20 protein-coding genes and 1 pseudogene are annotated in these 25,093 nt (G+C 40.8%); 15 read left to right on the top strand and 6 right to left on the bottom strand.

What is annotated here, in order from left to right:
- Positions 1–650 precede the first annotated feature (650 nt).
- The 15 genes and pseudogenes from KKQ76_RS05925 (at position 651) to KKQ76_RS05860 (ending at position 19,254) form a co-directional block, all read left to right on the top strand.
- Positions 651–1,824: pseudogene (locus KKQ76_RS05925) on the top strand (IS4 family transposase).
- A gap of 768 nt (positions 1,825–2,592) precedes the next feature.
- On the top strand, positions 2,593–2,979 hold the full coding sequence (locus KKQ76_RS05920; RefSeq protein ID WP_213196245.1) for a hypothetical protein: 387 nt from the start codon (positions 2,593–2,595) through the stop codon (positions 2,977–2,979).
- A gap of 19 nt (positions 2,980–2,998) precedes the next feature.
- Positions 2,999–3,622 carry a DUF3347 domain-containing protein gene (locus KKQ76_RS05915; RefSeq protein ID WP_213196244.1) on the top strand — a complete coding sequence of 208 codons (624 nt, stop codon included), beginning with the start codon at positions 2,999–3,001 and terminating at the stop codon, positions 3,620–3,622.
- Between the two features lie 14 nt (positions 3,623–3,636).
- Positions 3,637–4,920 carry an efflux RND transporter permease subunit gene (locus KKQ76_RS05910; protein ID WP_069797737.1) on the top strand — a complete coding sequence of 428 codons (1,284 nt, stop codon included), beginning with the start codon at positions 3,637–3,639 and terminating at the stop codon, positions 4,918–4,920.
- Positions 4,921–4,922: 2 nt separating this feature from the next.
- The gene (locus KKQ76_RS05905; protein WP_213196243.1) at positions 4,923–6,881 is read left to right on the top strand and encodes an efflux RND transporter permease subunit; all 1,959 of its coding nucleotides are present in this window, start codon (positions 4,923–4,925) and stop codon (positions 6,879–6,881) included.
- A gap of 18 nt (positions 6,882–6,899) precedes the next feature.
- Complete coding sequence (locus tag KKQ76_RS05900) at positions 6,900–8,147, top strand: TolC family protein (protein WP_088359981.1); 1,248 nt, start codon at positions 6,900–6,902, stop codon at positions 8,145–8,147.
- Positions 8,144–9,394: an efflux RND transporter periplasmic adaptor subunit gene (locus KKQ76_RS05895; protein ID WP_246501353.1), complete on the top strand. Its 1,251-nt coding sequence runs from the start codon at positions 8,144–8,146 to the stop codon at positions 9,392–9,394. Before KKQ76_RS05900 ends, KKQ76_RS05895 begins: the two co-directional genes overlap by 4 nt.
- A gap of 11 nt (positions 9,395–9,405) precedes the next feature.
- Positions 9,406–10,611: an efflux RND transporter periplasmic adaptor subunit gene (locus KKQ76_RS05890; protein WP_213196242.1), complete on the top strand. Its 1,206-nt coding sequence runs from the start codon at positions 9,406–9,408 to the stop codon at positions 10,609–10,611.
- Position 10,612: 1 nt separating this feature from the next.
- The gene (locus KKQ76_RS05885; protein ID WP_213196241.1) at positions 10,613–11,071 is read left to right on the top strand and encodes a heme-binding domain-containing protein; all 459 of its coding nucleotides are present in this window, start codon (positions 10,613–10,615) and stop codon (positions 11,069–11,071) included.
- Between the two features lie 43 nt (positions 11,072–11,114).
- Entirely contained in the window at positions 11,115–11,744 is a 630-nt protein-coding gene (gene merTP / locus KKQ76_RS05880; RefSeq protein WP_213196240.1) for a mercuric transport protein MerTP, read from the top strand.
- 15 nt (positions 11,745–11,759) lie between these two features.
- Entirely contained in the window at positions 11,760–11,969 is a 210-nt protein-coding gene (locus KKQ76_RS12720; protein ID WP_245169168.1) for a GDCCVxC domain-containing (seleno)protein, read from the top strand.
- 42 nt (positions 11,970–12,011) lie between these two features.
- Complete coding sequence (locus KKQ76_RS05875; protein ID WP_227587135.1) at positions 12,012–12,575, top strand: DUF305 domain-containing protein; 564 nt, start codon at positions 12,012–12,014, stop codon at positions 12,573–12,575.
- Between the two features lie 37 nt (positions 12,576–12,612).
- Complete coding sequence (locus KKQ76_RS05870) at positions 12,613–14,739, top strand: heavy metal translocating P-type ATPase (protein WP_246501352.1); 2,127 nt, start codon at positions 12,613–12,615, stop codon at positions 14,737–14,739.
- A gap of 7 nt (positions 14,740–14,746) precedes the next feature.
- Positions 14,747–17,494: a multicopper oxidase domain-containing protein gene (locus KKQ76_RS05865; RefSeq protein WP_246501351.1), complete on the top strand. Its 2,748-nt coding sequence runs from the start codon at positions 14,747–14,749 to the stop codon at positions 17,492–17,494.
- A gap of 1,334 nt (positions 17,495–18,828) precedes the next feature.
- On the top strand, positions 18,829–19,254 hold the full coding sequence (locus tag KKQ76_RS05860) for a DUF6943 family protein (RefSeq protein ID WP_213196239.1): 426 nt from the start codon (positions 18,829–18,831) through the stop codon (positions 19,252–19,254).
- A gap of 360 nt (positions 19,255–19,614) precedes the next feature.
- Here the strand turns inward: KKQ76_RS05860 and KKQ76_RS05855 are convergent, their stop codons facing one another.
- The 6 genes from KKQ76_RS05855 to KKQ76_RS05830 form a co-directional block, all read right to left on the bottom strand.
- Positions 19,615–19,827 carry a hypothetical protein gene (locus KKQ76_RS05855; protein ID WP_104793490.1) on the bottom strand — a complete coding sequence of 71 codons (213 nt, stop codon included), beginning with the start codon at positions 19,825–19,827 and terminating at the stop codon, positions 19,615–19,617.
- Between the two features lie 237 nt (positions 19,828–20,064).
- Positions 20,065–20,472 carry a DUF5675 family protein gene (locus KKQ76_RS05850; protein WP_213196238.1) on the bottom strand — a complete coding sequence of 136 codons (408 nt, stop codon included), beginning with the start codon at positions 20,470–20,472 and terminating at the stop codon, positions 20,065–20,067.
- An 8-nt stretch (positions 20,473–20,480) separates the two neighbouring features.
- Positions 20,481–21,239 carry a hypothetical protein gene (locus KKQ76_RS05845; RefSeq protein ID WP_213196237.1) on the bottom strand — a complete coding sequence of 253 codons (759 nt, stop codon included), beginning with the start codon at positions 21,237–21,239 and terminating at the stop codon, positions 20,481–20,483.
- Positions 21,240–22,873: 1,634 nt separating this feature from the next.
- Positions 22,874–23,422: a fasciclin domain-containing protein gene (locus KKQ76_RS05840; protein ID WP_213196236.1), complete on the bottom strand. Its 549-nt coding sequence runs from the start codon at positions 23,420–23,422 to the stop codon at positions 22,874–22,876.
- Between the two features lie 181 nt (positions 23,423–23,603).
- Entirely contained in the window at positions 23,604–24,371 is a 768-nt protein-coding gene (locus KKQ76_RS05835; RefSeq protein WP_213196235.1) for an ABC transporter permease subunit, read from the bottom strand.
- Positions 24,368–25,081 carry an ABC transporter ATP-binding protein gene (locus tag KKQ76_RS05830; RefSeq protein ID WP_213196234.1) on the bottom strand — a complete coding sequence of 238 codons (714 nt, stop codon included), beginning with the start codon at positions 25,079–25,081 and terminating at the stop codon, positions 24,368–24,370. The genes KKQ76_RS05835 and KKQ76_RS05830 overlap by 4 nt, the downstream gene beginning before the upstream one ends.
- Positions 25,082–25,093 lie beyond the last annotated feature (12 nt).

Genomic DNA, 25,093 nt, shown 5'->3' with positions numbered 1-25,093 from the left:
AGCCTGGTTTCCCAGGCTTTTTTATTTTTACATAGAAGTTTTCCAATACTAACCCGCTCTCCGAAGTCTCCAGACTTCAGAGCTAATAAAATGTAAAATCCCATCAAAATCTCACCCCCTTAGCAATCAAACCATCCACCTGCAGCTTAACCCATTTTTGCCTAGGAGCTTCCAATTTTGCAATATCATAAGCATTTTGTAAATAATCAAAAACCTCATCATCATATAGCGCAGAAAGAAAAACATACAAATTTTTCCTATCCCTGTTCTCAAAATAATCCTCATAAAAATTCACAATCGTATCTGCTGCATCTTCCCAACGCTCCTGAAAATAACCATCAAACTCAATTTGCTTTCTACAGTAATTTTTCGCCTTGTGCTTTTTTTAGTTTTTTGCTGATATTAAGACCTAAATATGTTCCTTTTTTTTAGAAACTCAGTATGGAAATATTGGTCGAATATTTTAGAATGATATTCTTTTAGAATAATTTGTACAGAATCGGTTACAGAAAAAATAGAAATTTTCAATAATAGTAATAGGTTATTTGTAATTTTATGTTAATCTTTCAATAGCGTCCTAAATAAAAAAATAAGAAGGAATTAAAGTAACTCAAAGTATCTTTGAGGTTGCACAACAAAAAAACCTTCTTATGGATTCAAAATTAACATTATTTTCCCAAATCATTTCAAAAATAGACCGAGGGATTTTCAAAAAAATAGTAATTGAGAAGAAAACCGATTACCGAAATAAAGGATTTGATAGTTGGAACCACTTAGTTTCTATGCTTTTCTGTCATTTTGCCAAAAGCACTTCGGTTCGGGACATTTCCAACGGACTTCGCAGTGCCACAGGAAACCTGAATCATTTAGGGATAAAAACAGCACCTTCCAAATCTTCTATTAGCTACCAGAATGGAAAACGAGATGCAGATTTTGTTTAAAGACTTGTATTTCAAACTATTAGAACAATTAGGACAGCACACGAAAGAAAGACGGATAAAACTCAAAATAAAAGTTCCTGTCTATTTATTAGATTCTACCCTTATTTCTCTATGCCTGTCTTTGTTCGATTGGGCAACATATCGAACTAAAAAAGGAGCCGTGAAAATGCATACCTTACTTGAATATGACGGGAAACTTCCTGTTTATGTGAATATTACCAAAGGAAGTGTTGCTGATAACAAGGGAGCGGAAAACATTCCTTTGGAAAAGGGAGCAGTCATTGTTGCAGACCGATTCTATAACGATTTTCCAATGCTCTCTATTTGGGACAGCAAAGGTGTTTTCTTCGTAATAAGACATAAAGAAAATCTGAAATTTGAAACTTTACAGGAACGAGAACTTCCACCAAAAGGAGCTCAAAGCATCCTAAAAGACGAAGAAATAGTACTCTCAAATCCTTTATCCAAAGAAAAATATCAAAAAAAATTAAGAAGAGTGGCTATTTGGGATAATGAAAACAAGCAAACCATTGAAATGATTTCCAATAATTTCTCTTGGGCTGCTTCTACCATAGCAGAATTATACAAGCAAAGATGGCAAATTGAGATCTTTTTTAGAGATATCAAGCAGTTGCTTCACCTCAAAACCTTCATTGGAACTTCTGAAAATGCAGTGAAAATCCAAATCTGGACGGCACTTATCACTATTCTCATTCTGAAATACCTGAAATCCATCGCTAAATATAATTGGCAATTATCAAATCTGGTAGCTTTTATCCGATTGAATATTTTTGTTAAAATTAATCTTCAATTTTGGCTCGACAAACCATTTGAGCAACCGCCTGAAACCCCCAAAAACTATTATCAAGGGGTTCTTTTTTGAAATTAAATGTAAAGCTAAATGTAAAATAGGTATTTAGGCTGTTTCTATTTTTAATAATTTTTATTTAGGACAGTATTGAAACTTCAAAAATATTCCCTACATTTGTACTGTTTTACTTCATAATGCACGGAAATTTTAAAATACTATTCCTTTCCCTTACACTCGCGTTATTTCTGGCGCCAGGGATTTCTCAGGCTTGCAGTAAAAAGGAGAAGCAGGTTATTAAAACCGCGACCAGTTCGCAAACTTTCATAAAACAGTCATTCGCACAGATACAGCCGTCTTGCGACAGCGACGATTGCAAAGACAAATGCTGTCACACCAAATCACACAATTGTCAAACTGAAGGATGCTCAGGAAACTGCAGCGGTAACTTTTGCAGCACTGCTCAGTATACCATTCTAGCAGACAGCAAATTTTTAGAGGATTCTAAAAACGAAGCGTCCGGTTACGATGACAAAAATTCTAATTTCTTTTATCAGAATCCCCATTACTCCGGTGGATTCTATACCATTTGGGAACCGCCCAAAATAGGGTAATACTTCTTTCTTACAGCCCGAGTTATGTCCGGTCGTGAAGAGTTTTTTAACACTTTATCCCTGATGACTTATCAGCGCTGTATATTCCTTTGAACTTCAACTTTTCCTTTAAAAGTAAATCTTTCACAAAAGATTTTCCTTTTGGAGCGAGGACGCTTTTGAAGATCTGAATGTTCGTAAGCAGTTTCTTAACAAGGAAACTTAAAATTAACCTATAATATAAAATTTAATGAAGAATATTCTTTTGGGAATACTCGCTTTTATAGCGGTGTTCCTCGTTTCCTGCAACAATTCAAAAGCTGAAAGTACACAAATTGCGGTCGCAAAGTTCACCACCGGTGACATTGTTCCCAACGATGAGGTATGTATGGTAAACAATGCCTATATGGGCAAAAAACAGCTCGAAGTAAAACATGACGGCAAAACCTATTATGGTTGCTGTGAAAACTGCAAACTCAGAATCCCGCAGGAAGAAAATGCCCGCATGGCATACGATCCCATATCTCATCAACTCATCGATAAAGCAACCGCAATTATCGCAATCTCTGATAAAAATGATAATGTCGTGTACTTCGAAAATAAAGCAAACTACGAAGCCTTTTTTAATAATAAATAACCTTTAAACTTATAAAATAATGAAAACAGTACTATTCAGCCTTTTGGCAATCGGAACATTGGCACTCACTTCTTGTAAAGAAAACAAAGAACAGAAAAGCACTACTGAAACATCCATGCAGCACGATATGAGCACAATGTCCGATAGTGCAGCGATGGGCAATATGGCAATGGATGCTAAGGTAACCGTGACCACCGCCAAAAAAACTACCGCTGACCTTACGGAGCTCTATTCTCATTACACCCACCTTACATTCGCGTTGTCCGGTGATGATGATAAAGAAGCGGTGAGTGCAGCGAAAGGGATCCTGGCCTCTTTTCCTAAAATAAACAAAAATGGGTTTTCCGCTGAACAGAAAAAAGAATATGCAGAACTGGAATCAAGCATTAAGGAACACGCACAGCATATTGCGGATAATGCCGGAAACATTGATCATCAGCGCGAACATCTGGATTTAATGAGCGCAGATTTTTACGACCTGCTGAAAGATTTCGGAACTCCAAAACCGGTGTACAAAGTATTCTGCCCGATGTATAATGATAACAAAGGGGCCTTCTGGCTTAGCGATTCACGTGAGGTGAAGAATCCTTATTACGGCAAAGAAATGCTTTCATGTGGCGAGGTTCAGGAAGAAATTAAGTAAAACCGTACAGAACCATGATTCAAAATTTAATCAAACTGTCCCTCCGCAACAGGTATTTCGTTTTGCTGATAGCAATCGGCCTTTTTATCTGGGGTATTTTTGCGGTAAGGGACAATCCCATCGATGCCATTCCGGATCTGAGTGAGAACCAGGTCATCGTTTTTACGGAGTGGATGGGCAGAAGTCCCCAGATTATTGAAGATCAGGTGACTTTCCCGCTGGTCAGCAACCTTCAGGGAATTCCGAAAATTAAGAACATCCGCGCCTCTTCCATGTTTGGGATGAGCTTCGTGTATGTTATTTTCGAAGATAATGTGGATATATATTGGGCCAGAACCCGCGTAATGGAACGGCTCAATTATGCGCAGCGTTTACTCCCACAAGATGTCACCCCTACGCTCGGACCGGATGGTACCGGCGTTGGTCACGTCTTCTGGTACCATTTTGATGCACCTAAAATGGATTTGGGAGACCAGCGCGCCCTCCAGGACTGGTATGTGAAATTTGCTCTGCAGACGGTTCCCGGTGTGGCGGAAGTAGCCTCCTTTGGCGGCTTCGAAAAACAGTACCAACTTATCGTAGATCCTGTAAAATTGCAGTATTACAACGTCTCCCTCATGGAGGTGATGAATAAGGTAAAGGCTAACAACAACGATGTAGGAGGACGGAAATTTGAGATGGCCGATATGGCCTACGTCATCCGTGGACTTGGTTACATTAAGAATGTAGCCGATATCGAAGAAATCGCGGTGGGAAATTACAACGGTATTCCCGTGCGGGTGAAAGATATTGGCTCGGTACAAATGGGTGGAGATCTTCGGCTGGGTATTTTTGATGCGGACGGTGAAGGTGAAGTCGTGGGCGGTATCGTGGTGGCACGGTATGGCGAAAATGCGGATAAGGTCATCAACGATGTGAAAGAGAAAATGAAGGACGTTGAAAAAGGACTCCCTGAAGGCGTCACCTTCAAGACATCGTACGACCGCAGTACGCTGATTGAAGGGGCAATAGACAATATTAAAACCAAGCTGATTGAAGAAATTATCGTGGTGGCAATCATTGTTATTCTGTTCCTATTCCACTGGCGAAGTGCATTGAGCATCATCATTCAGATTCCGGTCACCATTGCCATCAGTTTTATTCTGCTCAATGCGTTTGGACTCTCCTCCAATATCATGTCCCTTACAGGAATTGCACTGGCAATTGGGGTGATTGTAGATAACGGAATTATCATGTCTGAAAATGCATATAAAAATCTCTCCGATTGGCAGAACCATCAACAAAATAAAACCCCCTAACAATGAAGACCAACTGGTTTAAAAATATATTCAGAAAAAAAGACAAAGAGAAAGACAGTTACGTTAAAATTCCCGAAGACATTCGGTTGAAGATTATCGAAAAATCATCCTTACAGGTATCCAGAGGCGTATTTTTTTCTACGGTAATCATCGTGGTTTCTTTTCTCCCGGTATTTATGTTGACCGGTCAGGAAGGTAAACTTTTTCATCCGCTGGCGTACACTAAAACATTCATCCTGATTGTTGATGCAATCCTGGTGCTTACCCTTGCCCCTGTGCTCATCTCCTTTTTCATGAAGGGAAAATTTAAGGACGATAATAAAAACCCAATAAACAGAGGCTTGGAACGGATTTACGAACCGCTGATAAGATGGTGCATGAAATGGAAAAAAACCACGCTGGGAATTAATATTTTGGCACTGCTCATCAGTATTCCAATGATAATGAACCTTGGACGTGAGTTTATGCCACCTTTGGATGAAGGATCTTTGCTCTTTATGCCAGTCACTTTGCCTGATATTTCGAACTCCGAAGCCAAAAGATTACTGCAGGTGCAGGATAAAATCATTAAAGGAGTTCCGGAGGTGGATCATGTCCTCGGAAAAGCCGGAAGAGCAAACACGGCGACAGATAATTCACCCATTTCAATGATTGAAACCATCATTCTGTTGAAACCTCAGGACGAATGGCGCGACGGCCTTACAAAAGACGATCTTATTAATGAATTGAATGCTAAACTGCAGATTCCGGGCGTAACTAATGGCTGGACCATGCCGATTTCCAACCGGATCAATATGCTTTCAACAGGGATTAGAACGGATGTGGGCGTAAAAGTGTACGGACAGAACCTGGACAGTATCGCGGTCCTTTCCGAAAAAATAAAAAAGGAACTCACCGGTATTGAAGGAATAAAAGACATGTACGTAGAACCCATTACCGGCGGAAAATATGTGGACATTCAAGTGAAACGCGAAGAAATAGGAAGATACGGCCTAAGTGTGGATGATGTAAATGCCGTCGTGGAAAGTGCGCTCGGCGGAATGAAACTCACCACCACCGTGGAAGGCCGACAGCGCTTTTCGGTAAATGCCAGGTACGGCCAGGATTTCAGAAATAATTTGGAATCTCTGAGAAGATTGCCCATGCAGACGATGGAATTTGGTTCCATTCCACTGAGTGCAGTGGCTGACATTCGTCTTACAGAAGGACCACCAATGATCAATTCTGAAAATGCAATGTTGCGTGGATCTGTTCTATTCAACGTACGCGACCGGGATTTAGGCAGTACCGTAAAAGAAGCCCAGGCAAAACTCAATAACATGGTGAACAAAATGCCAAAAGGTTATTTCGTGGAATGGAGCGGTCAGTACGAAAACCTGATTCGGGGCGAGCAGACTTTAAAAATGATTATGCCCCTCGTATTAATAGTGATTTTCCTTTCGATGTATTTTGCGTTCAATTCTTACCGCGAAGCTTTCTTTAATCTCATCAGTATTCCTTTTGCCCTAATCGGGGGTGTCTTTATGATTTCGATTTGGGGGGTGAACCTTTCCGTAGCCGTAGCAGTTGGTTTTATTGCGTTGTTCGGACTTGCGGTAGAAACGGGAATTGTGATGGTTATTTACCTGAACGATGCCATGATTCAGCTTACTACGAAGAACGGCAACTCCCGGGAGACCATTAGCAATGAAGAACTTCGTGAATATGTCATTCATGGTGCAGCCAAAAGATTAAGACCAAAGATTATGACGGTTTGCGTGACCCTCTTCGGGCTTGTACCCATCCTGTGGAGCCACGGCGTGGGAAGTGATATGATGAAACCAATCGTATTGCCGATGGTTGGTGGTGTTTTCACTTCGGCCATTCACATCCTTTTGGTAACACCAATTATCTTTTATATGCAGAAGGAATGGGAACTGAACAAACTAGGGAAAATTGACGTCCTCGACGCTGCCCATTAATCCTTAAATGATTACAAAATGAAAAAATTAATAATAACAGCAGTACTGGCCTTCCTTTACACTACCATTGATGCTCAGCAAATGTCCCTGCCCGCAGTAATGGACAGTATCGCAGCCAACCATCCGGTGGTAAAAATGTACAATGCCGAAATCCGGTCAATGGATGCTGCCGCAAAAGGAGCAAGAAGCTGGATGCCTCCAACCGTAGGAGCAGGTTTCTTCATGACGCCCTATAATGCAAAACTCTGGCAGCGCGACGGCGATATGCTCGGCATGGGCTCAGTAGCAGTTTCGGTGGAACAGATGTTGCCCAACAGAAAGAAACTCAACGCCAACGAAAATCTGATGAAGGCAATGTCTGCTGTAGAAAAGGAAAAACTTTATGCCGCCCTCAATGAAAACTTTCAGGATGCAAAAAAACTGTATTACAGTTCCATTGTCTTGGATAAAAAGCTGAAGGTCGTTAAGGAAAACGAAAAGATGCTGGATTTCATGATCAGAAACGCCGAGATCCGGTACAAAAACGGACTTTCCAAAATATCCGCCTATTACAAAGCCAAAGCGGCCCTCGGAAGTTCAAAAAACATGCAGCTCATGTATGAGAATGACCTGCGCGTCAACCGCATCCGGTTGAATGCCCTCATGGGAAGAGACGCCCTGTCACCGCTGGAAATCCTGCCTGAGTACAACTTGAACGATTATTCCCTGGAGACCTTTGGTCAGGATCTTTTTGAGCAGAACAGAAGTGACTTGCGTGGCATCGACCGGGAAATTAATATTGCCAAACTCAAACAGGATCTGGAAAAGCAGAATCTAAAGCCGGAATTTGGCGTAAAGTTCGAAAACATGTTTGGTTTTGGTGGCCAGCCCATGCAGTTTTCTCTGATGCTGATGGCAAAACTGCCTTTCGTATCTTGGGCTTCAGGCATGAATAAAGCCAATATTGAAAGCCTGAAACTGAAAGAAGAAGCCTTGCAGGCACAGAAAGAAATGATGGTGAACGAATACAGCGGAATGGCCTACGGAATGCGCAATGAACTGGATCTGAATAAAAATCAGCTGAAACTCTATGAAGACACCATTATTCCGGCCTTAAAAAACAACTACAAATCCATGCAGTTGGGCTATGAGCAGAATACGGAAGAACTCTTCATGTTATATGACGCATGGGAACAGCTGAATATGGCCCAACTGGAATATTTCGAGATCCTTACCAAAGCACTGCAGACGCAAACTGAAATTGACCGCTTAATTGAAAGAAGATGAGAAAAATTATAATATTCACTATGCTTTTATTTGGTTTGACGGCGTGTGACAAAGTTAAGTTCTGGGAAGATAAGCACTCGGCAGAAGCTGCAATGCATACTTATACCTGTCCGATGCACCCGGAAGTGATTTCAGACAAACCCGGCAAATGTCCCAAATGTGGGATGGATTTGGTCCTGAAAGATGCCCCTGAAAAAAAGGAAAAGGGGATTAAACTCGACGATCTGTTGAAACCAACCAATGAATTTGTAGTGTCGGAACAGCCCGTAATAAAAGTAAAAAGAGAAAACATACCCACCACGGTTGATGCTTTAGGGACGGTAGAATACGATACTCGACAGATTGGCAGTATTTCCTCACGCGTTGCGGGCCGTATCGAGAAACTCTATGTGCGGTATAAATACCAGAAAGTGTCGAAAGGACAGCGTATTTTAGATATATACAGCCCGGAACTTTTAACCGCACAGCAAAACCTGCTCTTCGTTATTAAAAATGACCGCTCAAACAAAACAATGATCGATGCTTCACGCCAGAAACTCCTTCTTTTGGGAATGCCGGCTTCACAGATACAGAAAGTCATCCAGCGAGGGAAACCTGATCTCACAGTTCCGGTTTTCAGCAATTACAGCGGACACATTCAGCAGGCAGGATCGGCCGGAAGCATGGGGTCATCACCACAATCTGCACCCGCAATGGCTTCAAATACGGCAGCCACCGCTGAACTACCCCTAAAAGAGGGAATGTATCTCCAGAAAGGACAGAATATTTTCAGTGTCTACAATCCCAACAGAACCTGGGCCCTGATCAATATTTTCTCTGAAGACATTGCACTGGTCAGCAAAGGACAGTCAGTCATGATCATCCCGGAAGCCAATCCTGAAAATCGCTTCAAAGGAATCATCGGTTTTATTGAACCCTTTTTCAGGCAGGGCAGCAAAACCGTAACGGCGCGCGTCTATTTTGATAATTCCACCGCAAAAATTCCTGTCGGAAGTCAGGTTAAAGCGGAGATTATGAGCCACAACAAAATGGCAGATTGGCTGCCGAAATCAGCGGTGGTTTCTTTGGGGATTGATAAAATTGCGTTCAAAAAAGTTGAAGGCGGTTTTATTGCCCACAAGGTTGTTACCGGCGCGGTGGTAGGCGATAAAATTCAGATCGTCAGTGGTTTGCTTCCTGAAGATGGAGTTGCCGAAAATGCACAGTACCTGATGGACAGCGAAAGTTTCATAAAAATTAACAGATAAAAATTGATAAGATGAAATTTAATATTTTAATGCTGGCCTTGCTGGTTTTTCTTTACTCCTGTAAAAAGGAGGAAGATCCTCATGCCGGCCACGATATCTACTACACCTGTTCCATGCACCCGCAGGTAGTCTCCGATAAACCCGGAAAATGCCCCATTTGTCACATGGATTTGGTGCCTGTCGAGAATAAAAAGAATGCTGATCCTAACGAAATTATCTTGAATGACGAGCAGGTTAAACTTGGGAATATAAAAACAGTCGCACTATCTGATGGGTCTATGGCCGACAAACTTACGCTGACAGGAACACTCAATTTTAATCAGTACCAAATGCAGGCAGTAAGTTCCAGAGTAATGGGCAGAGTTGAACGGTTGTATTATAAAAACATTGGCGATTTTGTTCCGAAGGGGGCGCCGTTGGTCGATATTTACAGTGAAGAACTCAATAATGCAAAGCAGGAATATTTGCTGGCATTAGAAAGACGCAAACTGTTTGTCGGCAATACTTCCATTGATTTTGATCAGTTGCTCCAAAGTTCCCGCAACAAGCTTTATTTATGGGGAATGTCCGAAAGCCAGATCAAACAGTTGGAAAGATCAGGAAAAGCCACACCTACTACTACCGTGTTCAGCAATGCAGCCGGGTACATCACCGATCTGAGCATTGCTGAAGGTGATTATCTTGCGGAAGGCGGCACCATCGTGAATCTGGCAGACCTTTCATCGCTGTGGGCGGAGGCGCAGGTTTATTCCTCTCAAATGGCTCTCCTTCAGAAAGACAGCAAGGTCACCGTATATATTCCCGATCTGGATAATTTGAAGATTAATGGGAAGGTTGATTTTACAAACCCTGAAATAAGCGCCTCCAGCAGGATAAATCTGGTTCGCATTTCCGTGCCCAACAAAGGAAATCTGCTGAAACCCGGCATGCCGGTATATGTTCTGGTGGAAAACAAATCCCGTGATGGTCTTTCAATGCCTGTGGATGCGGTAATCAGGAATGGCAAATCTTCCACGGTGTGGGTGAAAACCGCGAAGAACACCTTCGTCAACAGAATGGTGGAAACGGGTCTCGAATATGAAGACAGAATAGAAATCACATCCGGAATTAAGGCGGGGGACGAAGTAGTGGTTTCCGGGGCCTATCTGCTGAACAGTGAATACATATTCAAGAAAGGGGTTGATCCCATGGCGGGTCACGATATGAGCACCATGTAATATGAGAAAATTGAATATGATAGGCTGGCTGGCGGTGCTAGTGGTGGCTATTGTTTTAGTCATTCAGGTCATACCGGTGGAGCGTAATGTCTCCACCGTTCCGCCAGGTCAAAGTTTTGAAAAAACCGAAAAGGTGCCCGCCAACGTGGCTGCAATCCTTAAAGTTTCCTGTTACGACTGTCATTCCAATAATACCCGCTATCCCTGGTATTCAGAATTGCAGCCCGGCGCGTGGTTTATGGCGCAGCATATTACAAAAGGCAAAGAAGAACTCAATTTTGATGAGTTCAATAACTATTCAAAAAGACGTAAAAAAGCAAAAATAAAAAGCATCATCAGGCAGATTGAGAAAGACGAAATGCCTTTGAAATCTTATCTTTTATTTCATCATGATGCAGACTTAACCACAGAGCAACAAAAAATAGTGATGCAGTTTTTTCAGTCCGAACTTGAACTTTAAAACATGAAAACTTCAAAAGTGAAAATTAAACCTTAAAAACAAAATGAAAACAGACAAAAAATTAATCAGCACAGGTCTGCTGGCCGCCTTCACCGCCTCATTATGTTGCATTACACCATTATTAGCCTTCATTGCAGGAACAAGCGGCCTAGCTACAACTTTTTCCTGGCTCGAACCTTTACGGCCTTATTTAATCGGGTTAACAATTTTTGTTCTTGGTTTTGCCTGGTATCTTAAATTAAAACCTAAAAAACAATTAGACTGTAGCTGTGAGAAAGATGAGAAAATACCGTTCACGCAGTCCAAAATGTTTTTGGGGATTATAACCCTTTTCGCTGTCGTGATGCTTGCCTTCCCATACTATTCAGGAATTTTTTATCCAACAACAGAAAAGCAAATTATAATAGTAGATCAATCTAATATCCGGGAAATAGAATTTACAATTAGTGGAATGACCTGCGCAAGCTGTGGTGAACATGTCAATAGCGAAGTAAATAAACTGACGGGAATTATAAGTTCAGACGCTTCGTACGAAAACAAAAATGCAGTTGTGAAATTTGATGATTCAAAAACAAACATTGATGAAATCGAAAACGCCATAAACGGTACCGGGTATGTAGTAACCGCCAAGAAAGAATATCAATTGGAAACCATTGGTCGTGAAAAACCATAATAAATAATTAAACAGATGAGTACAGTTAAATTACAGTCAATAGTCACTTGTCCCAATTGCGGACACAGGGAAGAGGAAACAATGCCTACAGATTCCTGCCAATATTTCTACGAATGCAAAAAATGTAAGACCGTTTTAAAACCAAAACAGGGCGATTGCTGTGTATATTGCAGTTACGGGACAGTGCCGTGTCCACCTGTCCAACAGGACAGAAAATGTTGTTAAAGATCTGTTGTTTTACATGTAGCTAAATTAAAAACCAATTTAATGAACAATTCAAAGCACAGCCACAAAGTTTCTCCGGACCATAGCGCTTCGGGGAAAACTCATTCCGCACACGATATGGATTCAGAACAAAAAAATGGACAAATGGATCACGGCGGCGCGTACAAAAAGTTATTTTGGATGCTTCTGATTTCCTTTATTTCAATGTTTATACTAATGTATGCGATGGTGGACAAGCTGGCTAATGTAATTCCAAACATAAACCAGTTATATATGGCAGGCCTGATGGCTTCTCCTATGTTAATCATCGAACTGCTGTTAATGGGGAAGATGTATCCCAACAAAAAACTCAATAAAATCCTTATGGGCCTCGGAGTGCTGATGATGGTGCTGTTTTGGTCCGGGATCCGGCAGCAGACAGCCGTGGGAGATGTCCAGTTTCTAAAGTCCATGATTCCACACCATGCAGGGGCTATTCTTATGGTCGAAGAAAGTAATCTGGTCGATCCGGAAGTGAGAAAGTTGGGCGAGGAAATTATCAAAGCACAGGAGGAAGAAATTGCCGTCATGAGGGCGAAAATTAAGGAACTTCAAACCCGGAAGTAATCTCAAATAGCAGAATTTAACGCAAAAAAATTGAATTATGAAAAAATACACCTGTCCCATGCATCCCCAAATTTTGAAGGACCAACCGGGGAAATGTCCACTATGCGGAATGAATTTAATTCCTTTAGGAGGAACCGCCCGAGCTGAAAAAGACGAACACAGCCATCATCATCAGAATCATGGTCATCACTCAGAATCTGATAGTTCAGCGGCGGGATTTGACAAACATGCAGGTCATCATACTCCGGATTTTCTAAAAAGATTCTGGATTACACTGGTGCTTTCTGTTCCGGTGCTGCTGCTTTCACATATGATTCAGCAGTGGCTTGGTTTCACCATAGCTTTTCCAGGCGATAAATACGTGCTGTTGGTTTTAGGAAGTATTATTTATTTCTACGGTGGAATGCCTTTTTTCAAAGGGTTTTTGGGCGAAGTGAAAGCCGGAGCTATTGGGATGATGACGCTCGTTGCTTTGGCGATTACCGTAGCTTATGTCTATTCCGTTGCCGTCGTATTCGGGCTGCCGGGCATGGATTTCTTTTGGGAGCTCGCCACCCTAATTGTCATCATGCTTCTGGGTCATTGGCTCGAAATGCGTTCACAGATGGCAGCTTCAAAAGCGTTGCAATCTCTAGTTGCCTTACTACCAAATGACGTAACCGTCGAGCATAACGGAAGTCCGGTTAAAATAAAACTGGAACAGCTGAAAAACGGAGATACCGTAATCATAAGACCGGGCGAAAAAGTCGCCGCTGACGGTCTGATTGTCGAGGGCAGTTCCTATTTAAATGAAAGCATGCTGACCGGAGAAAGTGTTCCTGTAAGAAAAGAGTCCGGTGGAAAGGTTATCGCAGGGTCTATCAATGGAGACGGGGCTTTAAAGATAAAAGCAACAGGGGTTGGAAAGGATTCGTACCTCAATAAGGTCATTAATTTGGTTCAGGATGCGCAGGCAGCAAAATCGAACACTCAGAATCTGGCGGATAAAGTAGCCAAATGGCTTACTATAGTAGCAATTGTGTTGGGAGTAGGAACTTTCGCTTACTGGTACATCACCATGGGAGATTTGGCTTTTGCTCTGGAACGGATGGTAACGGTAATGGTAACGGCTTGCCCTCATGCTTTAGGAGTGGCAATCCCTCTGGTGGTGGCCATTTCCACTACACTTTCAGCGACAAATGGTTTACTCATCAGAAACCGCACGGCTTTTGAAACCACCAGAAAATTATCGACCATTATTTTCGATAAAACCGGCACCCTTACGAAAGGTTCCCACACTGTGCAGAAAATCATTCCTCTAACGGAACACTATTCGGAAAACGATTTACTCCAGTATGCAGCAGCAGTGCAGCAGAACTCCGAACATCACATTGCAAAAGGAATCATGCAGACCCTTTCCGAGAAAAAACTGGAGCTATGGAAGTCATACAATTTCCGCTACATGCAGGGAATTGGAGTGACAGGAATCGTAAACGGTAAATCGGTTGTCGCGGCTGGTCCTAATTATTTTGTTCAAAACAATAAACAGGTACCTGCCATTCCGGAAGAAATCAACCAGGATGCAGAAACAGTGAACTTTATTTTGATTGATGACGTGCCCGTGGGTATTGTTTCTTTAGCAGATACCATTCGCGAAGGCGCAAAAGAAGCTATTGACCAACTTCGAAGCATGAACATTAAATCATTCCTGCTTACAGGTGATAACGAAAAGGTAGCGGCGGCGGTGTCAAAGCAGTTAGGAATGGACGGATATTTGGCAAATGTACTTCCGCACCACAAACAGGAAAAAGTAAAAGAATTTCAGGATAAAGGAGAAATCGTTGCCATGACAGGTGACGGCGTAAATGATGCACCGGCTTTGGCAGCAGCAGATGTAGGCATTGCAGTTGGCAGCGGAACTGATGTTGCTGCCGAAACCGCAGATATTATTCTGGTCAACAGTGACCCTCGAGACGTGGTGAAAATGATAGATTTTGGAAAGAAAACCTACAGCAAGATGATCCAGAATCTCGTATGGGCAGTGGGCTACAACGTCGTGGCTATTCCACTTGCTGCGGGTGTTCTGTATCCTACATTTGTCCTGAGTCCCGCCATGGGCGCAGTGCTGATGAGTGTAAGCACCATCGTGGTCGCACTTAATGCAAGTTTGTTAAAAATTAAATAATCACAGGATGAAATATATATTTTCGCTCTTCCTATTTATGGCAATGTCCATAAACAGTTATTCACAGAGCACCAAAACCGTGTACACCTGCCCGATGCATCCGCAGGTCGTGAAATCAGCACCCGGTAACTGCCCCATTTGCGGTATGACCTTGGTGAAGAAAACCGTTACTGAGAAAAAAACGGCGGCCAAATCCGCGCCCGCTCCTAAAAAGGCCACCGTAGTTAAAAAAACTACGGGTAAGAAACCTGAAATTACCGCTGCAAAAACAAAGACGGTAACGGAAGTTAAAAAACCGGTGATGCCAAAGACTAAAGCAGTACCGAAAGACCCAGCGAGCATCAAAACGCCGGAACATTCAACACCTGCTCCGCATCAGCATGAAGAAGCGCAAAAGATGTACACCTGCCCGATGCATCCCGAGGTGATATCGGACAAACCCGGAAAGTGTCCCAAGTGCGGTATGAATCTGGTGCCTCAAAAAGGAAAGAAGGAAGATCATTCTGCACACGGAAACATGCAGATACATGGTGAACACAAAATGGTCATGCCCATGCCCGAAAAGCACCTAAAAGGCGGACGCAAAGTGACCTACCATCTTTATGTGAAAGACACCCTGGTAAATTTTGCGGGCAAACAGAAACGCGCCATTGCCGTAAACGGGCAGATTCCGATGCCAAAGCTGGAGTTTTATGAGGGCGATACGGCGGAAGTGATTGTCCATAATTTAATGGACGAAGAAACTTCTCTGCACTGGCACGGTCTTCATCTTCCAAATAAAGAAGATGGGGTTCCCTGGCTTACCCAGAAACCCATTCCACCACATTCAACCTACACGTATTCGTTTCCGATCATCCAAAACGGAACCCACTGGTATCACTCACATACTGGCCTGCAGGAGCAGATTGGAATGTATGGGATGATGATTCTGAAAAAACGTCCCGAAGATCCTACTTTCCGGCCGGGGATTGATGATCTACCCACAGAGCATCTTATCCTTAGCGAATGGACGAACCTGAACCCCAACAACGTCCAGCGGATGCTCCACAATGCGAACGACTGGTTTGCTATTAAAAAAGGCAGTACTCAAAGTTATGCCGAAGCCATTAAAGAAGGCCACTTTAAAACAAAACTCACCAACGAGTGGAAGCGGATGCTGGCCATGGACGTGAGCGATGTATATTATGATGCATTCCTGATTAACGGTAAAATCGAAAGTCAACTCTCCCGATATAAAGCCGGTGATAAAGTTCGGCTTCAAATTGCCAACGGCGGTGCTTCCTCCTATTTCTGGCTCAATTATGCCGGAGGAAAAATAAAAGTAGTGGCCAGTGATGGATTGGACATTGAACCGGTAGAAGTTGACCGTCTGATCCTTGCGGTTTCCGAAACAGTGGATATCGTAGTGGAAATTCCTGAAAAAAACACTTCATACGAACTCCTTGTTACGCCCGAAGACCGCACAAAATCGGCTTCCGTTTACATTGGCGAAGGAATTAAAAAAGCCCAGGCACCCTTACCCAAACTCAAATATTTTGAAGGAATGAAGATGATGAATGACATGATGAAGATGAACGGTGACATGAAGGATATGGGCATGAAGATGAGTTATCAGACGATGGATATGAATCAGGTGATGTACCCTGAGATTATTGCTGAAAACAATGCAGCAATGCCGATGAATACAATGGACAACAGTGATGCGGAAATGGATCACTCAAAGCACCAGATGCCTGCTTCCGGGATTACCACCTTGAATTACGAAATGATGAAGTCGCCTTATGACACTTCGCTTCCGAAAGACAGTCCCGTGCGCGAGCTCAAGTTTACCCTTACGGGAAACATGAACCGCTACGTTTGGAGCATGGACGATAGAGTCCTGGCAGAATCAGACAAAATATTGGTGAAGAAAGGGGAAATTCTCCGCATTACCCTTTTCAATAACTCAATGATGCGTCACCCGATGCACCTGCACGGATTTGATTTCCGCGTACTCAACAAAAATGGTGTTCAGGCACCCCTCAAAAATGTGTTGGATATTATGCCCATGGAAACCAATGTCATAGAATTTGAAGCAAAAACGGATGGGGACTGGTTCTTCCATTGTCACATCCTCTACCACATGATGGCGGGAATGAACCGTGTTTTTGCAGTAGGCGATTATCAGAATCCTTTGCTGCGGGATAAAGCTTCAACTTATAAAAAGCTTCAGCGCGAAAGTAACATGTGGCACCTGATGGCCGAAAACGATTTCGCCACCAATGGTAACGACGGGATGGCGAGGATCTCAAATGCCCGCTGGGAATTGGGAACAGAATGGCGTTTAGGTTACAATCCTCATCACGGCTACGAGGTGGAAACCCAACTCGGCAGGTATGTGGACCGTATGCAGTGGCTGAAACCATTTATCGGATTTAACTATCATTATAGAAAGATTGACAGGAATAATATTGAAAAAAACCTTTTTGGACAGGCATCTACTAAAGATGAAAGAAAAACTTTCAGCGCTGGTATCATGTATAAACTCCCGATGTTGGTGGACCTGCAGGCAGAAATATTTACAGATGGAATTGTAAGGTTCCAGCTGAAACGTGAAGACATTCCGTTGACTGCGCGTTTGCGCGGGGCATTCATGGTCAATACCGACAAAGAATATATGGCAGGTCTTAAATATATCGTCACAAAAAATATCGGAATCTCAACCCACTACGACAGCGATATGAGCTGGGGTGCAGGATTTACGCTGAATTATTAAACAAGTTATTGATAAGTCTTCTTTAATGAAGTGCAACAGGTAAAAGAGAGACCGGTTGCACTCTTTTTTTATGAATATCAGGTCAAGCAAGTTTTACTATTGCATATTATTTAAATAAAATACCGGTTATAGACCCTAGTGCTACATGGAAAGTAAATCCCCGCCCGGCCGCAGCAAGTAACATAATGAACATTATACGCACTGCCTAGCTACAGAGAGCTGTCTCCACCCAGCCAAAACCAAAACAAACCGCAGGTTTCCGCCATCATCCCTGCATAGTCCCTATAATGTGGCATTATGTTAAATGCTTTCCTAGCAACAGGCAAAGCCTTTATGCGCTACAACTTCCAACCGCTCGCTTGGTTATAATTTAGTAGAGCAGTCCCACAAAGAACACCTTCATATCCCCGCCAAAGCTTAGGAGTTTACCCTGAGCGGAGTCGAAGGGCAGAAAATGGTGCACTCGTTTTCTCTTTTTCCAGTACCTCCAGCAAACCACTGCCAAAAAAATCTTTATGAAAAGAAAAAGATTTTTTGGTCATTGGTCAGCTTCCAGTACCGCGCACAGTAGTATTAGAGCTGAAAAAAAATCACTTTTTCCCTCCCCAATATTATCAGACGGCACAAAGCATAATAGTAGTCAAAGTCTTTTATATGGTCTATGCTCTGCGCCATCTGATAACGCCAACAAAAAGCATTTTTTTTCAGCTAGAATACCACTGTCTTTCCCTCCGCTTATCACGGTCTGTCATCTATTTACGTTTTTACCTAGTTGAATTTTTCTACACCACCATTTTCTGCACGAAGTGTTCACCCCGTTTTTCCAGCACCATTCCCAAGTTCCACCGCTTCCCAAGTTCCTGCAGCCCATGTTCGTCATTCCCTTTCACGGAAATAGGTCCGTTTCATTCCTGCCTCACATGCGCTGACTAAGGAACCGCGCACAGTCGTGTGCTTTTCCCTCACCTAAGCCGAAGGGCACACCACTGTCTTTGCCACTCCTTCCCATTAGTGTCGTTATCATAAGAACGTGCACATTTTTCAAGCGTTTTCGTCAAAAAATAGGATGCCGACCCTCGGCAAAAAATAAAAAAAAAGAAAGTAAAGGTATACGTCCGGGAAAATGCGCTGACAATATCTAGCCCATAAAGGGTTTTTTGAAAAAACTATGTGCGTGTAAAGCAAAAAACGCCCATACTTTTTTCAAAAAAATATTGCATCGCATTTTCCCTCCTGTAGAATTGAACACTTTCTTTTTTTTCCTTTTTTTTCTTTTAGAAATTTTCCTGCGAAGCAGGGTTGATGAGCATAGTCGAATCATTAAATCCCGAGTTATGCAAAATTTCAAAGTACGTACATACGATGTACAACAGGCTACGCCTAAAACCGCAATTTTTATTCTTAACCGTGGCAGAAATGCTGGAAAACCCCTCCAAGAACCTTGTCCGAACTGCTTTATTTTATACTGCAGAAACTTAGAAGAAATGGAAAATGTTTACTGGACATTTTACGCCCTGTGGAAACATGGATTTTTCCATCCTTACTTGTGCGGAAGTGTTATTGAAATGCTTCGTATTTCTGAACTAAAAACACTGATGCGCAATTTTATTATTCCAGCTCTTGAAAAATCCTCCCAAAACCCAGAAATGACACTTAAAATCAAATCTACATGGGAATTAGAAAAGAAAATTGAACAGCAGGCAAAAGCAGTAAAAGAACTTCGTGATAGTTTAGTTAGACGTTACTATTTATCGATGTAATTTTTTAAAACTTCCTTCGGGAAGTTTTTTAATTTTTCAAGATTGATAAAATTTTCTACCAAATTTTATAAACGAAAAAGCCTCTCCAACTCGGAGAGGCTCTTTTTTATCCAAATAGTCACCACAACTAAGGATTAGGTTTTTTTTTCATCATTTGGAGTAATCTCTTAACCAAAAGTGTTGCTACAAAACTCGATACACCACCCAAAAATCCAAGAATGATCGTCTTCAGAATATCTTCGGCTTGTAGGTTAACAAATATACTTAAAACCGTCCCAAATGCAGTGCTAAATTTTGTCGAGTTATCCACGTAATTCATAGCAAATCAATATAAAATGAATACCCATCGACCAAAAAATGCTAATCATCACGATATACCGCAGCTTGACTTACCGCCGAAGCTATGCCTCCAGCTACTGCCAAATATCCTGCTACACTCACCACCAAAGCTGGAAGCGAAACAGGAGCAGTCACAATAACACCACTTACAGCTGTTAAGGCTAAACCAATGTTTCTAAGCTTGCGGAAAAACTTCGGCGTTGGTTCCTGAATTCTTTGCACTAATTTTTTCATAATATTTTATTTTTTAGAAATTTTCCTCCCTTTACAATAAAGAAAAATTTCACCCTTTAGGGTTGGGGCAAAAATTTTTCTTTCAAATTTTCCTCCCATGGTGACTGAGCGTCGTCGAAGTCTGGTGACTGAGCGTCGTCGAAGTCTGGTGACTGAGCGTCGTCGAAGTCTGGTGACTGAGCGTCGTCGAAGTCTGGTGACTGAGCGTCGTCGAAGTCAGGGTCGGGGAAAAGAAAATTATTTAATATTTTTTTTGGTAACAATGAGTTCTACTACAAAACCATTCTCTAAATAGGGGAAAACCAAATTTTTGAGCTTCTCAAAAGCCTTTCTCGATTCATTTCCTCTACCTTCTCCTGTAATTTGACTTACCGGAGCAATACAACCATTCAACTCCTTCAAAGCGTTATTTGCTGGATGTAAAAGAATGTATTTTCTATTCTTTACATTGATCAACTCCAAGTGCCACTTAAACTTTGCACTAAAACGCTTTCGGATTTTGTATTTTCCCTCTGGAATACACGAAACTCGAGCTTTATTATTTCGCCAAGGCAATTCTATCGTTTTACAAATTTCTTTGCCGTTTAGGCTTAAAACGCCGTTCGTTCCTTCGGGAAAATACATCCTTTCCAATACGATTTCCATGTAAATTTTTAAACTGGTGTATCAACTTTCACAATCGACAATGCGTTGAAAGCTCCATTTTTCAATGGGTATTTTTCTCCATTCACTTCTTGGAAGAATTCTACTCCCAAAAACAAGAAGATTGGGTGAGGGCTATTCGGAGTCAATTCATTATCCAAAATGAATTCGTCCGTTGCCGTTTCATTCCACGCTTGAACTGGAGACTCATTCATCTGAGTTTCAAAAACACCATTTTCAAAATCCACTGCAGCTGCAGCTGTTACAATTTTGAAATGAGTTGTTCCTCCAGGAGCGGCAATCATCACCGTTGGGATAAAAGCTGGAATGTTCACTTGGCATAAACCGCTGGTTCTCGTGATATCCACCGTTTTTGGAGCGAAAAGCGTGTTCCCCAACTTCCCATTGATATTGAAGTCAAAACCATCTAAAAGGATAGCTTCGCCATCAATCACGTTTCGAGCTCCTCTAGGGTTGGTTTGGTCCATTTGGATAACCTTAACCATTTCTTTGGTCAATCTGCTTACCATTCTAGAATCTGAAGCTCTTAACAAAAGCGGACGAATTGCATTTCTCAGAACCTTCCCAGAATTTCCCGCTCTCCCGAATTCTGAACCATTTTCTCGGGTTCTCTGGAAGGTAGGGTCATTTTTAATTCTTTCCGCCGAAACACCGCCTTTCTCTCTTGCGAGGTAGCCGTCTTTAGATTTGTAAAAGGTGATACCACCGATGGTACCATCCAACTTGATAATACTTTTTTGTCTTGCCATTTTTTTACTTTTTACTAGATTTATTTTTCAGATGATGAGGTTCACCTGTTCAAACCTTCGCGAATTCACATGACAAAATTTGAGATTTTAACCTCCCAAAGCAAATAATAAAGCGGTTTTACACACATTTAGCGGAAAACGATACTTTCTGTTGCAAACACAATTTTTAGTGGATTTAGAGCTTATTATAAGAATTAGTGTATTTAGAAAATAATTAAATTTGATATCAGTATACCACACCTAAGTCAACTCCATATCAAAAGCATAGATAGTGTATGAAAAAAAGATTTTTTAGGCTGTGCATCTACCCAAAAGACGTAATGAAAATTACAGGCAAAAGTGAAACCTATTCACGCACACTTATCGCCAAAATTAAAGCTTCATTAAACAGACCTCCACATCAATTTATCACCATAGAAGAATTCTGACAATACACTGGTCTAGAAATAGAAAAAGTACTAGAAATAATCACGGATTAATCACAAAACATAGTGATAAGTTAAACCAAATTTTGTAAATTTACTCTATCAAAATGAACCAAAAACCTACAAATTAATAGGTGAGTAATTAGGTGAGTATTGATATTACAATAAACGAAAAGTCCTATAAATAAAGGGTTTGATAGAGTAGGTGGTTTTACCTCACTCTCCGCTAAATAAATGCAAACGCTGTAAACTTTAGTTTACAGCGTTTTTTCTTTTTATCTTTTTCATACGAGGTTATGGATTAGAAATCCGAGACATCGAGGTTTGCCTTTTACTTTTAAGGAAAAATCAGAAGGAAGCTATTTCCAAATTGCCAGTTATGAGAAAATTTCTGATTTACCTGATAAAGAATTCTGTATTAGGCTCACGAAAGAACACCAAGTTGCACAATTCCGCTTTGTTCGTTTTACCAAGACCAAAGAAACACAAGAATGATTAGATTCTGCTTTAGTAAAAGGCCAGAAACGATTTTGAAAGCTGTAGAGCATTTGAGGAAGTTGGCGTGATGGGTTTGAAACGCAAAGATTTTTCACCTTCATTTATTTTTTTTCAATACTTATATAATTAAATTATACGCAATGCGTATATTTGAGTGTTTTGCGTAATAGCAACGAACAAATGATTAGAAAATTATTTATAACGACAATTTATTCTGCAATTACGTCCGATCTCGCGGATTTATAATCCGTGAGAAATATAAAATATTTAAGCACACGCTTCGTCAATTCGCTAGCGAATTCCAACTTTGCTCCCTTAATAACATTGTTTTAAGTTTAAAATCTTTGTGCTTCAAAAATAATTCAGATTCCTAATCGTGAGTAAAAAACAGAACCGTGTCATTCTGAACGAAGCGTAGAGTAGTGAAGAATCTCTTCAAAAAGCAAAATATTTCAACTTCACGTCTTCACAATTTCCAATGTTCCTCAGAGTCCTCAAAAGCGCCATCATTTCACCACATCTCCGAGAACTTTGTGATAGAAAATATACAATTTCCACAAAGCTTCATAGCGAATGAATTTCGCCAACTTTGCTTCCTTAAAAACATAAGAATAATAAATAATCTTTGCGTTAAAAAAATTGCAAAAGATGCTATAAAAAAGGCTTACTAAAAATCAGTAAGCCTTTTGTTGTGAAAAACCTATGTAATAATTATTGTGGTAAAATAACACCATCTACCAAATGTACAATTCCGTTAGAGGCAGGAACACTAGCAATAATATTAACGGTTCCGTTGATAGTTGGTTTGCCATTCACCATTTTAATAGTAATATTTTTACCGTCTACCATACCTAATGATTGACCGTCAGTCATTTGTTCTGTTTTAATCACTCCTACATAAGTGTGGTGTCCTAAAATATCACCCAATTTACTGTTGTTTTCAGGTTTTAATAAATCATCAACTGTTCCAGCAGGTAATTTATCAAAAGCAGCATTTACAGGCGCAAAAACAGTAAATGGACCTGCATTACTGAGTGAAGTAGTGAGTCCCGCTGCTTCTACTGCGGTAACGAGGGTAGAAAGATCTTTATTTCCTGCCGCTAATTTTACAATGGTAGGAGCAGAATCTTCGTCTACTACAGCTTCTTGACCACCAGCTACAGTTTCTGTAGAGGTAGAGTTTTCAGTGGTAGCCTCGGTTTTGTTGCAAGAGATAAGTCCTAAAGCAACACAAGAAAGGATTAGAAATGTCTTTTTCATATTTTTATAAAATTTTAAATAAAATTACGAGCAAACCCAGTCATGCTTTTATGATTGTAATCATAAAATAATGGCTTGAAAACGTGAGATTTATCAGAGAATTGAAAAGAGCTCAATTGATATTTAAAAAAAAATCTTCCCAAAGAGGGAAGATTTACAAAAAAAACACAAATGATGAAAATTATAAATCTTTCTTATTAAATTTGATATAAGAGAGCAGAAAAGGGACTGCAATCCAAGTAAAGAGAATCACCATAGAAATTCCCATTCCGCCACCTGAACCAAAAATATCTTTAAAAACTGCTCCAGAATAGCCGAGCATCGCTGAAATATTGAGTTGCAAGAGCACGAAAATTCGAGCAAGACCAATAGGATTTATCGCTGCCAATGTCGCCATGATTCCTTCAATGGGATAATCCGAAAATTGAAACATGAGAACCAATAAAATGCCGTCATAAATAATAGCAAAAAACAACCAAACAAAAATCGAAATGCCTATTCCTTTGGCTCGGTCTCTACTTCCAATCGAAGACAACATAGCAAATGCCGTGAAAATAACCGAAAGCATTACTCCAATGATAATAAGCGAAAACCCTGTTTCTATAGAAGAATAAAGCAAAATAGGAACGCCACAACCAAGCAAATACGCCAAAATCAATGCTGAGGAAAGCCCGATAAAAATATTCAACCAAATTTTACCTCTTGCAATGGGTTGACTCAATAATAATTCTATAAACTGACTGCTGTTATACACGTAAATCGTAGAAAAAATAATGCTCACAAGTGGAACCACCAATAAAACAATATTGAGTAAACTCAACGTAGCCTTGGTGTAATTGCTGTCTAATCCCAATACTGACCATGAAATAACAAAGAGGAGTAGGGTATACAACAAGACGATTTTATTCTTTAAAATGTCGAAAAAGATGAATTTTGCGATATTGTTCATGGCTTCATTTCCTTTAAAATACTGATGATACTTTCTGAGATTTTCTCGGTTTTTCTTTCCGTCATTAATTCTTCTACAGATTGGTGAACAATGACTTTTCCTTCATTCATGAAAACAATTTCACTCACAATATCATCCAATTCGCTCAACAGGTGAGAGGTGATAATGATGAGTTTTCCTTTGTTTTTTTCCTTGATGATTTTATTTTTTAAAATTTCAGAAGCAAGTGGGTCCAAACCTGCCGTTGGTTCATCCAAAATTATAATCCCAGGATTGAATAAAAAAGCCAAAACGGCACTTACTTTTTGGGTAGTTCCGCCAGAAAGGGTGCGCATTTTTTTGTCAAAAATACTCTTCAGTTCGAAAGCTTCCAGAAGTTCGGTATCCAATTCGTTTTCAGAGACTTTTCGGGTATCTTTAATCATCTGAATGGTTTGCGCGATGGTCATATTCTCAGGATATCGACCAATTTGAGGCATGTAACCAATATTTTTTCGGTAGAGATAATGTTCTTTTACGCTTTCATTATTGACCAAAATATCTCCATCTTCTACTACATTTAATCCGAGAATACATTTAATAAGGGTAGTTTTTCCGCAACCATTGGGACCAATGAGTGCTACAGAATGCCCATCATTAAAGCGAATATTCACCTGATTAAGCGCAGTGAACTTATTGAATTTTTTGGTTAAATTTTTTATTTCAATCATAACTTTTTATAA

The sequence above is a fragment of the Cloacibacterium caeni genome (assembly GCF_907163105.1).
Lineage (GTDB): Bacteria > Bacteroidota > Bacteroidia > Flavobacteriales > Weeksellaceae > Cloacibacterium > Cloacibacterium caeni_A.
This window is presented reverse-complemented; position numbering and strand designations above follow the sequence as displayed.

What these genes read in the sequence shown, in the direction of transcription:
- KKQ76_RS05920 (WP_213196245.1), top strand. Translation starts at nt 2,593, where the DNA reads ATGAAGAATATTCTTTTGGGAATACTCGCTTTTATAGCGGTGTTCCTC.
- KKQ76_RS05915 (WP_213196244.1), top strand. Translation starts at nt 2,999, where the DNA reads ATGAAAACAGTACTATTCAGCCTTTTGGCAATCGGAACATTGGCACTC.
- KKQ76_RS05910 (WP_069797737.1), top strand. Translation starts at nt 3,637, where the DNA reads ATGATTCAAAATTTAATCAAACTGTCCCTCCGCAACAGGTATTTCGTT.
- KKQ76_RS05905 (WP_213196243.1), top strand. Translation starts at nt 4,923, where the DNA reads ATGAAGACCAACTGGTTTAAAAATATATTCAGAAAAAAAGACAAAGAG.
- KKQ76_RS05900 (WP_088359981.1), top strand. Translation starts at nt 6,900, where the DNA reads ATGAAAAAATTAATAATAACAGCAGTACTGGCCTTCCTTTACACTACC.
- KKQ76_RS05895 (WP_246501353.1), top strand. Translation starts at nt 8,144, where the DNA reads ATGAGAAAAATTATAATATTCACTATGCTTTTATTTGGTTTGACGGCG.
- KKQ76_RS05890 (WP_213196242.1), top strand. Translation starts at nt 9,406, where the DNA reads ATGAAATTTAATATTTTAATGCTGGCCTTGCTGGTTTTTCTTTACTCC.
- KKQ76_RS05885 (WP_213196241.1), top strand. Translation starts at nt 10,613, where the DNA reads ATGAGAAAATTGAATATGATAGGCTGGCTGGCGGTGCTAGTGGTGGCT.
- merTP (WP_213196240.1), top strand. Translation starts at nt 11,115, where the DNA reads ATGAAAACAGACAAAAAATTAATCAGCACAGGTCTGCTGGCCGCCTTC.
- KKQ76_RS12720 (WP_245169168.1), top strand. Translation starts at nt 11,760, where the DNA reads ATGAGTACAGTTAAATTACAGTCAATAGTCACTTGTCCCAATTGCGGA.
- KKQ76_RS05875 (WP_227587135.1), top strand. Translation starts at nt 12,012, where the DNA reads ATGAACAATTCAAAGCACAGCCACAAAGTTTCTCCGGACCATAGCGCT.
- KKQ76_RS05870 (WP_246501352.1), top strand. Translation starts at nt 12,613, where the DNA reads ATGAAAAAATACACCTGTCCCATGCATCCCCAAATTTTGAAGGACCAA.
- KKQ76_RS05865 (WP_246501351.1), top strand. Translation starts at nt 14,747, where the DNA reads ATGAAATATATATTTTCGCTCTTCCTATTTATGGCAATGTCCATAAAC.
- KKQ76_RS05860 (WP_213196239.1), top strand. Translation starts at nt 18,829, where the DNA reads ATGCAAAATTTCAAAGTACGTACATACGATGTACAACAGGCTACGCCT.
- KKQ76_RS05855 (WP_104793490.1), bottom strand. Translation starts at nt 19,827, where the DNA reads ATGAAAAAATTAGTGCAAAGAATTCAGGAACCAACGCCGAAGTTTTTC.
- KKQ76_RS05850 (WP_213196238.1), bottom strand. Translation starts at nt 20,472, where the DNA reads ATGGAAATCGTATTGGAAAGGATGTATTTTCCCGAAGGAACGAACGGC.
- KKQ76_RS05845 (WP_213196237.1), bottom strand. Translation starts at nt 21,239, where the DNA reads ATGGCAAGACAAAAAAGTATTATCAAGTTGGATGGTACCATCGGTGGT.
- KKQ76_RS05840 (WP_213196236.1), bottom strand. Translation starts at nt 23,422, where the DNA reads ATGAAAAAGACATTTCTAATCCTTTCTTGTGTTGCTTTAGGACTTATC.
- KKQ76_RS05835 (WP_213196235.1), bottom strand. Translation starts at nt 24,371, where the DNA reads ATGAACAATATCGCAAAATTCATCTTTTTCGACATTTTAAAGAATAAA.
- KKQ76_RS05830 (WP_213196234.1), bottom strand. Translation starts at nt 25,081, where the DNA reads ATGATTGAAATAAAAAATTTAACCAAAAAATTCAATAAGTTCACTGCG.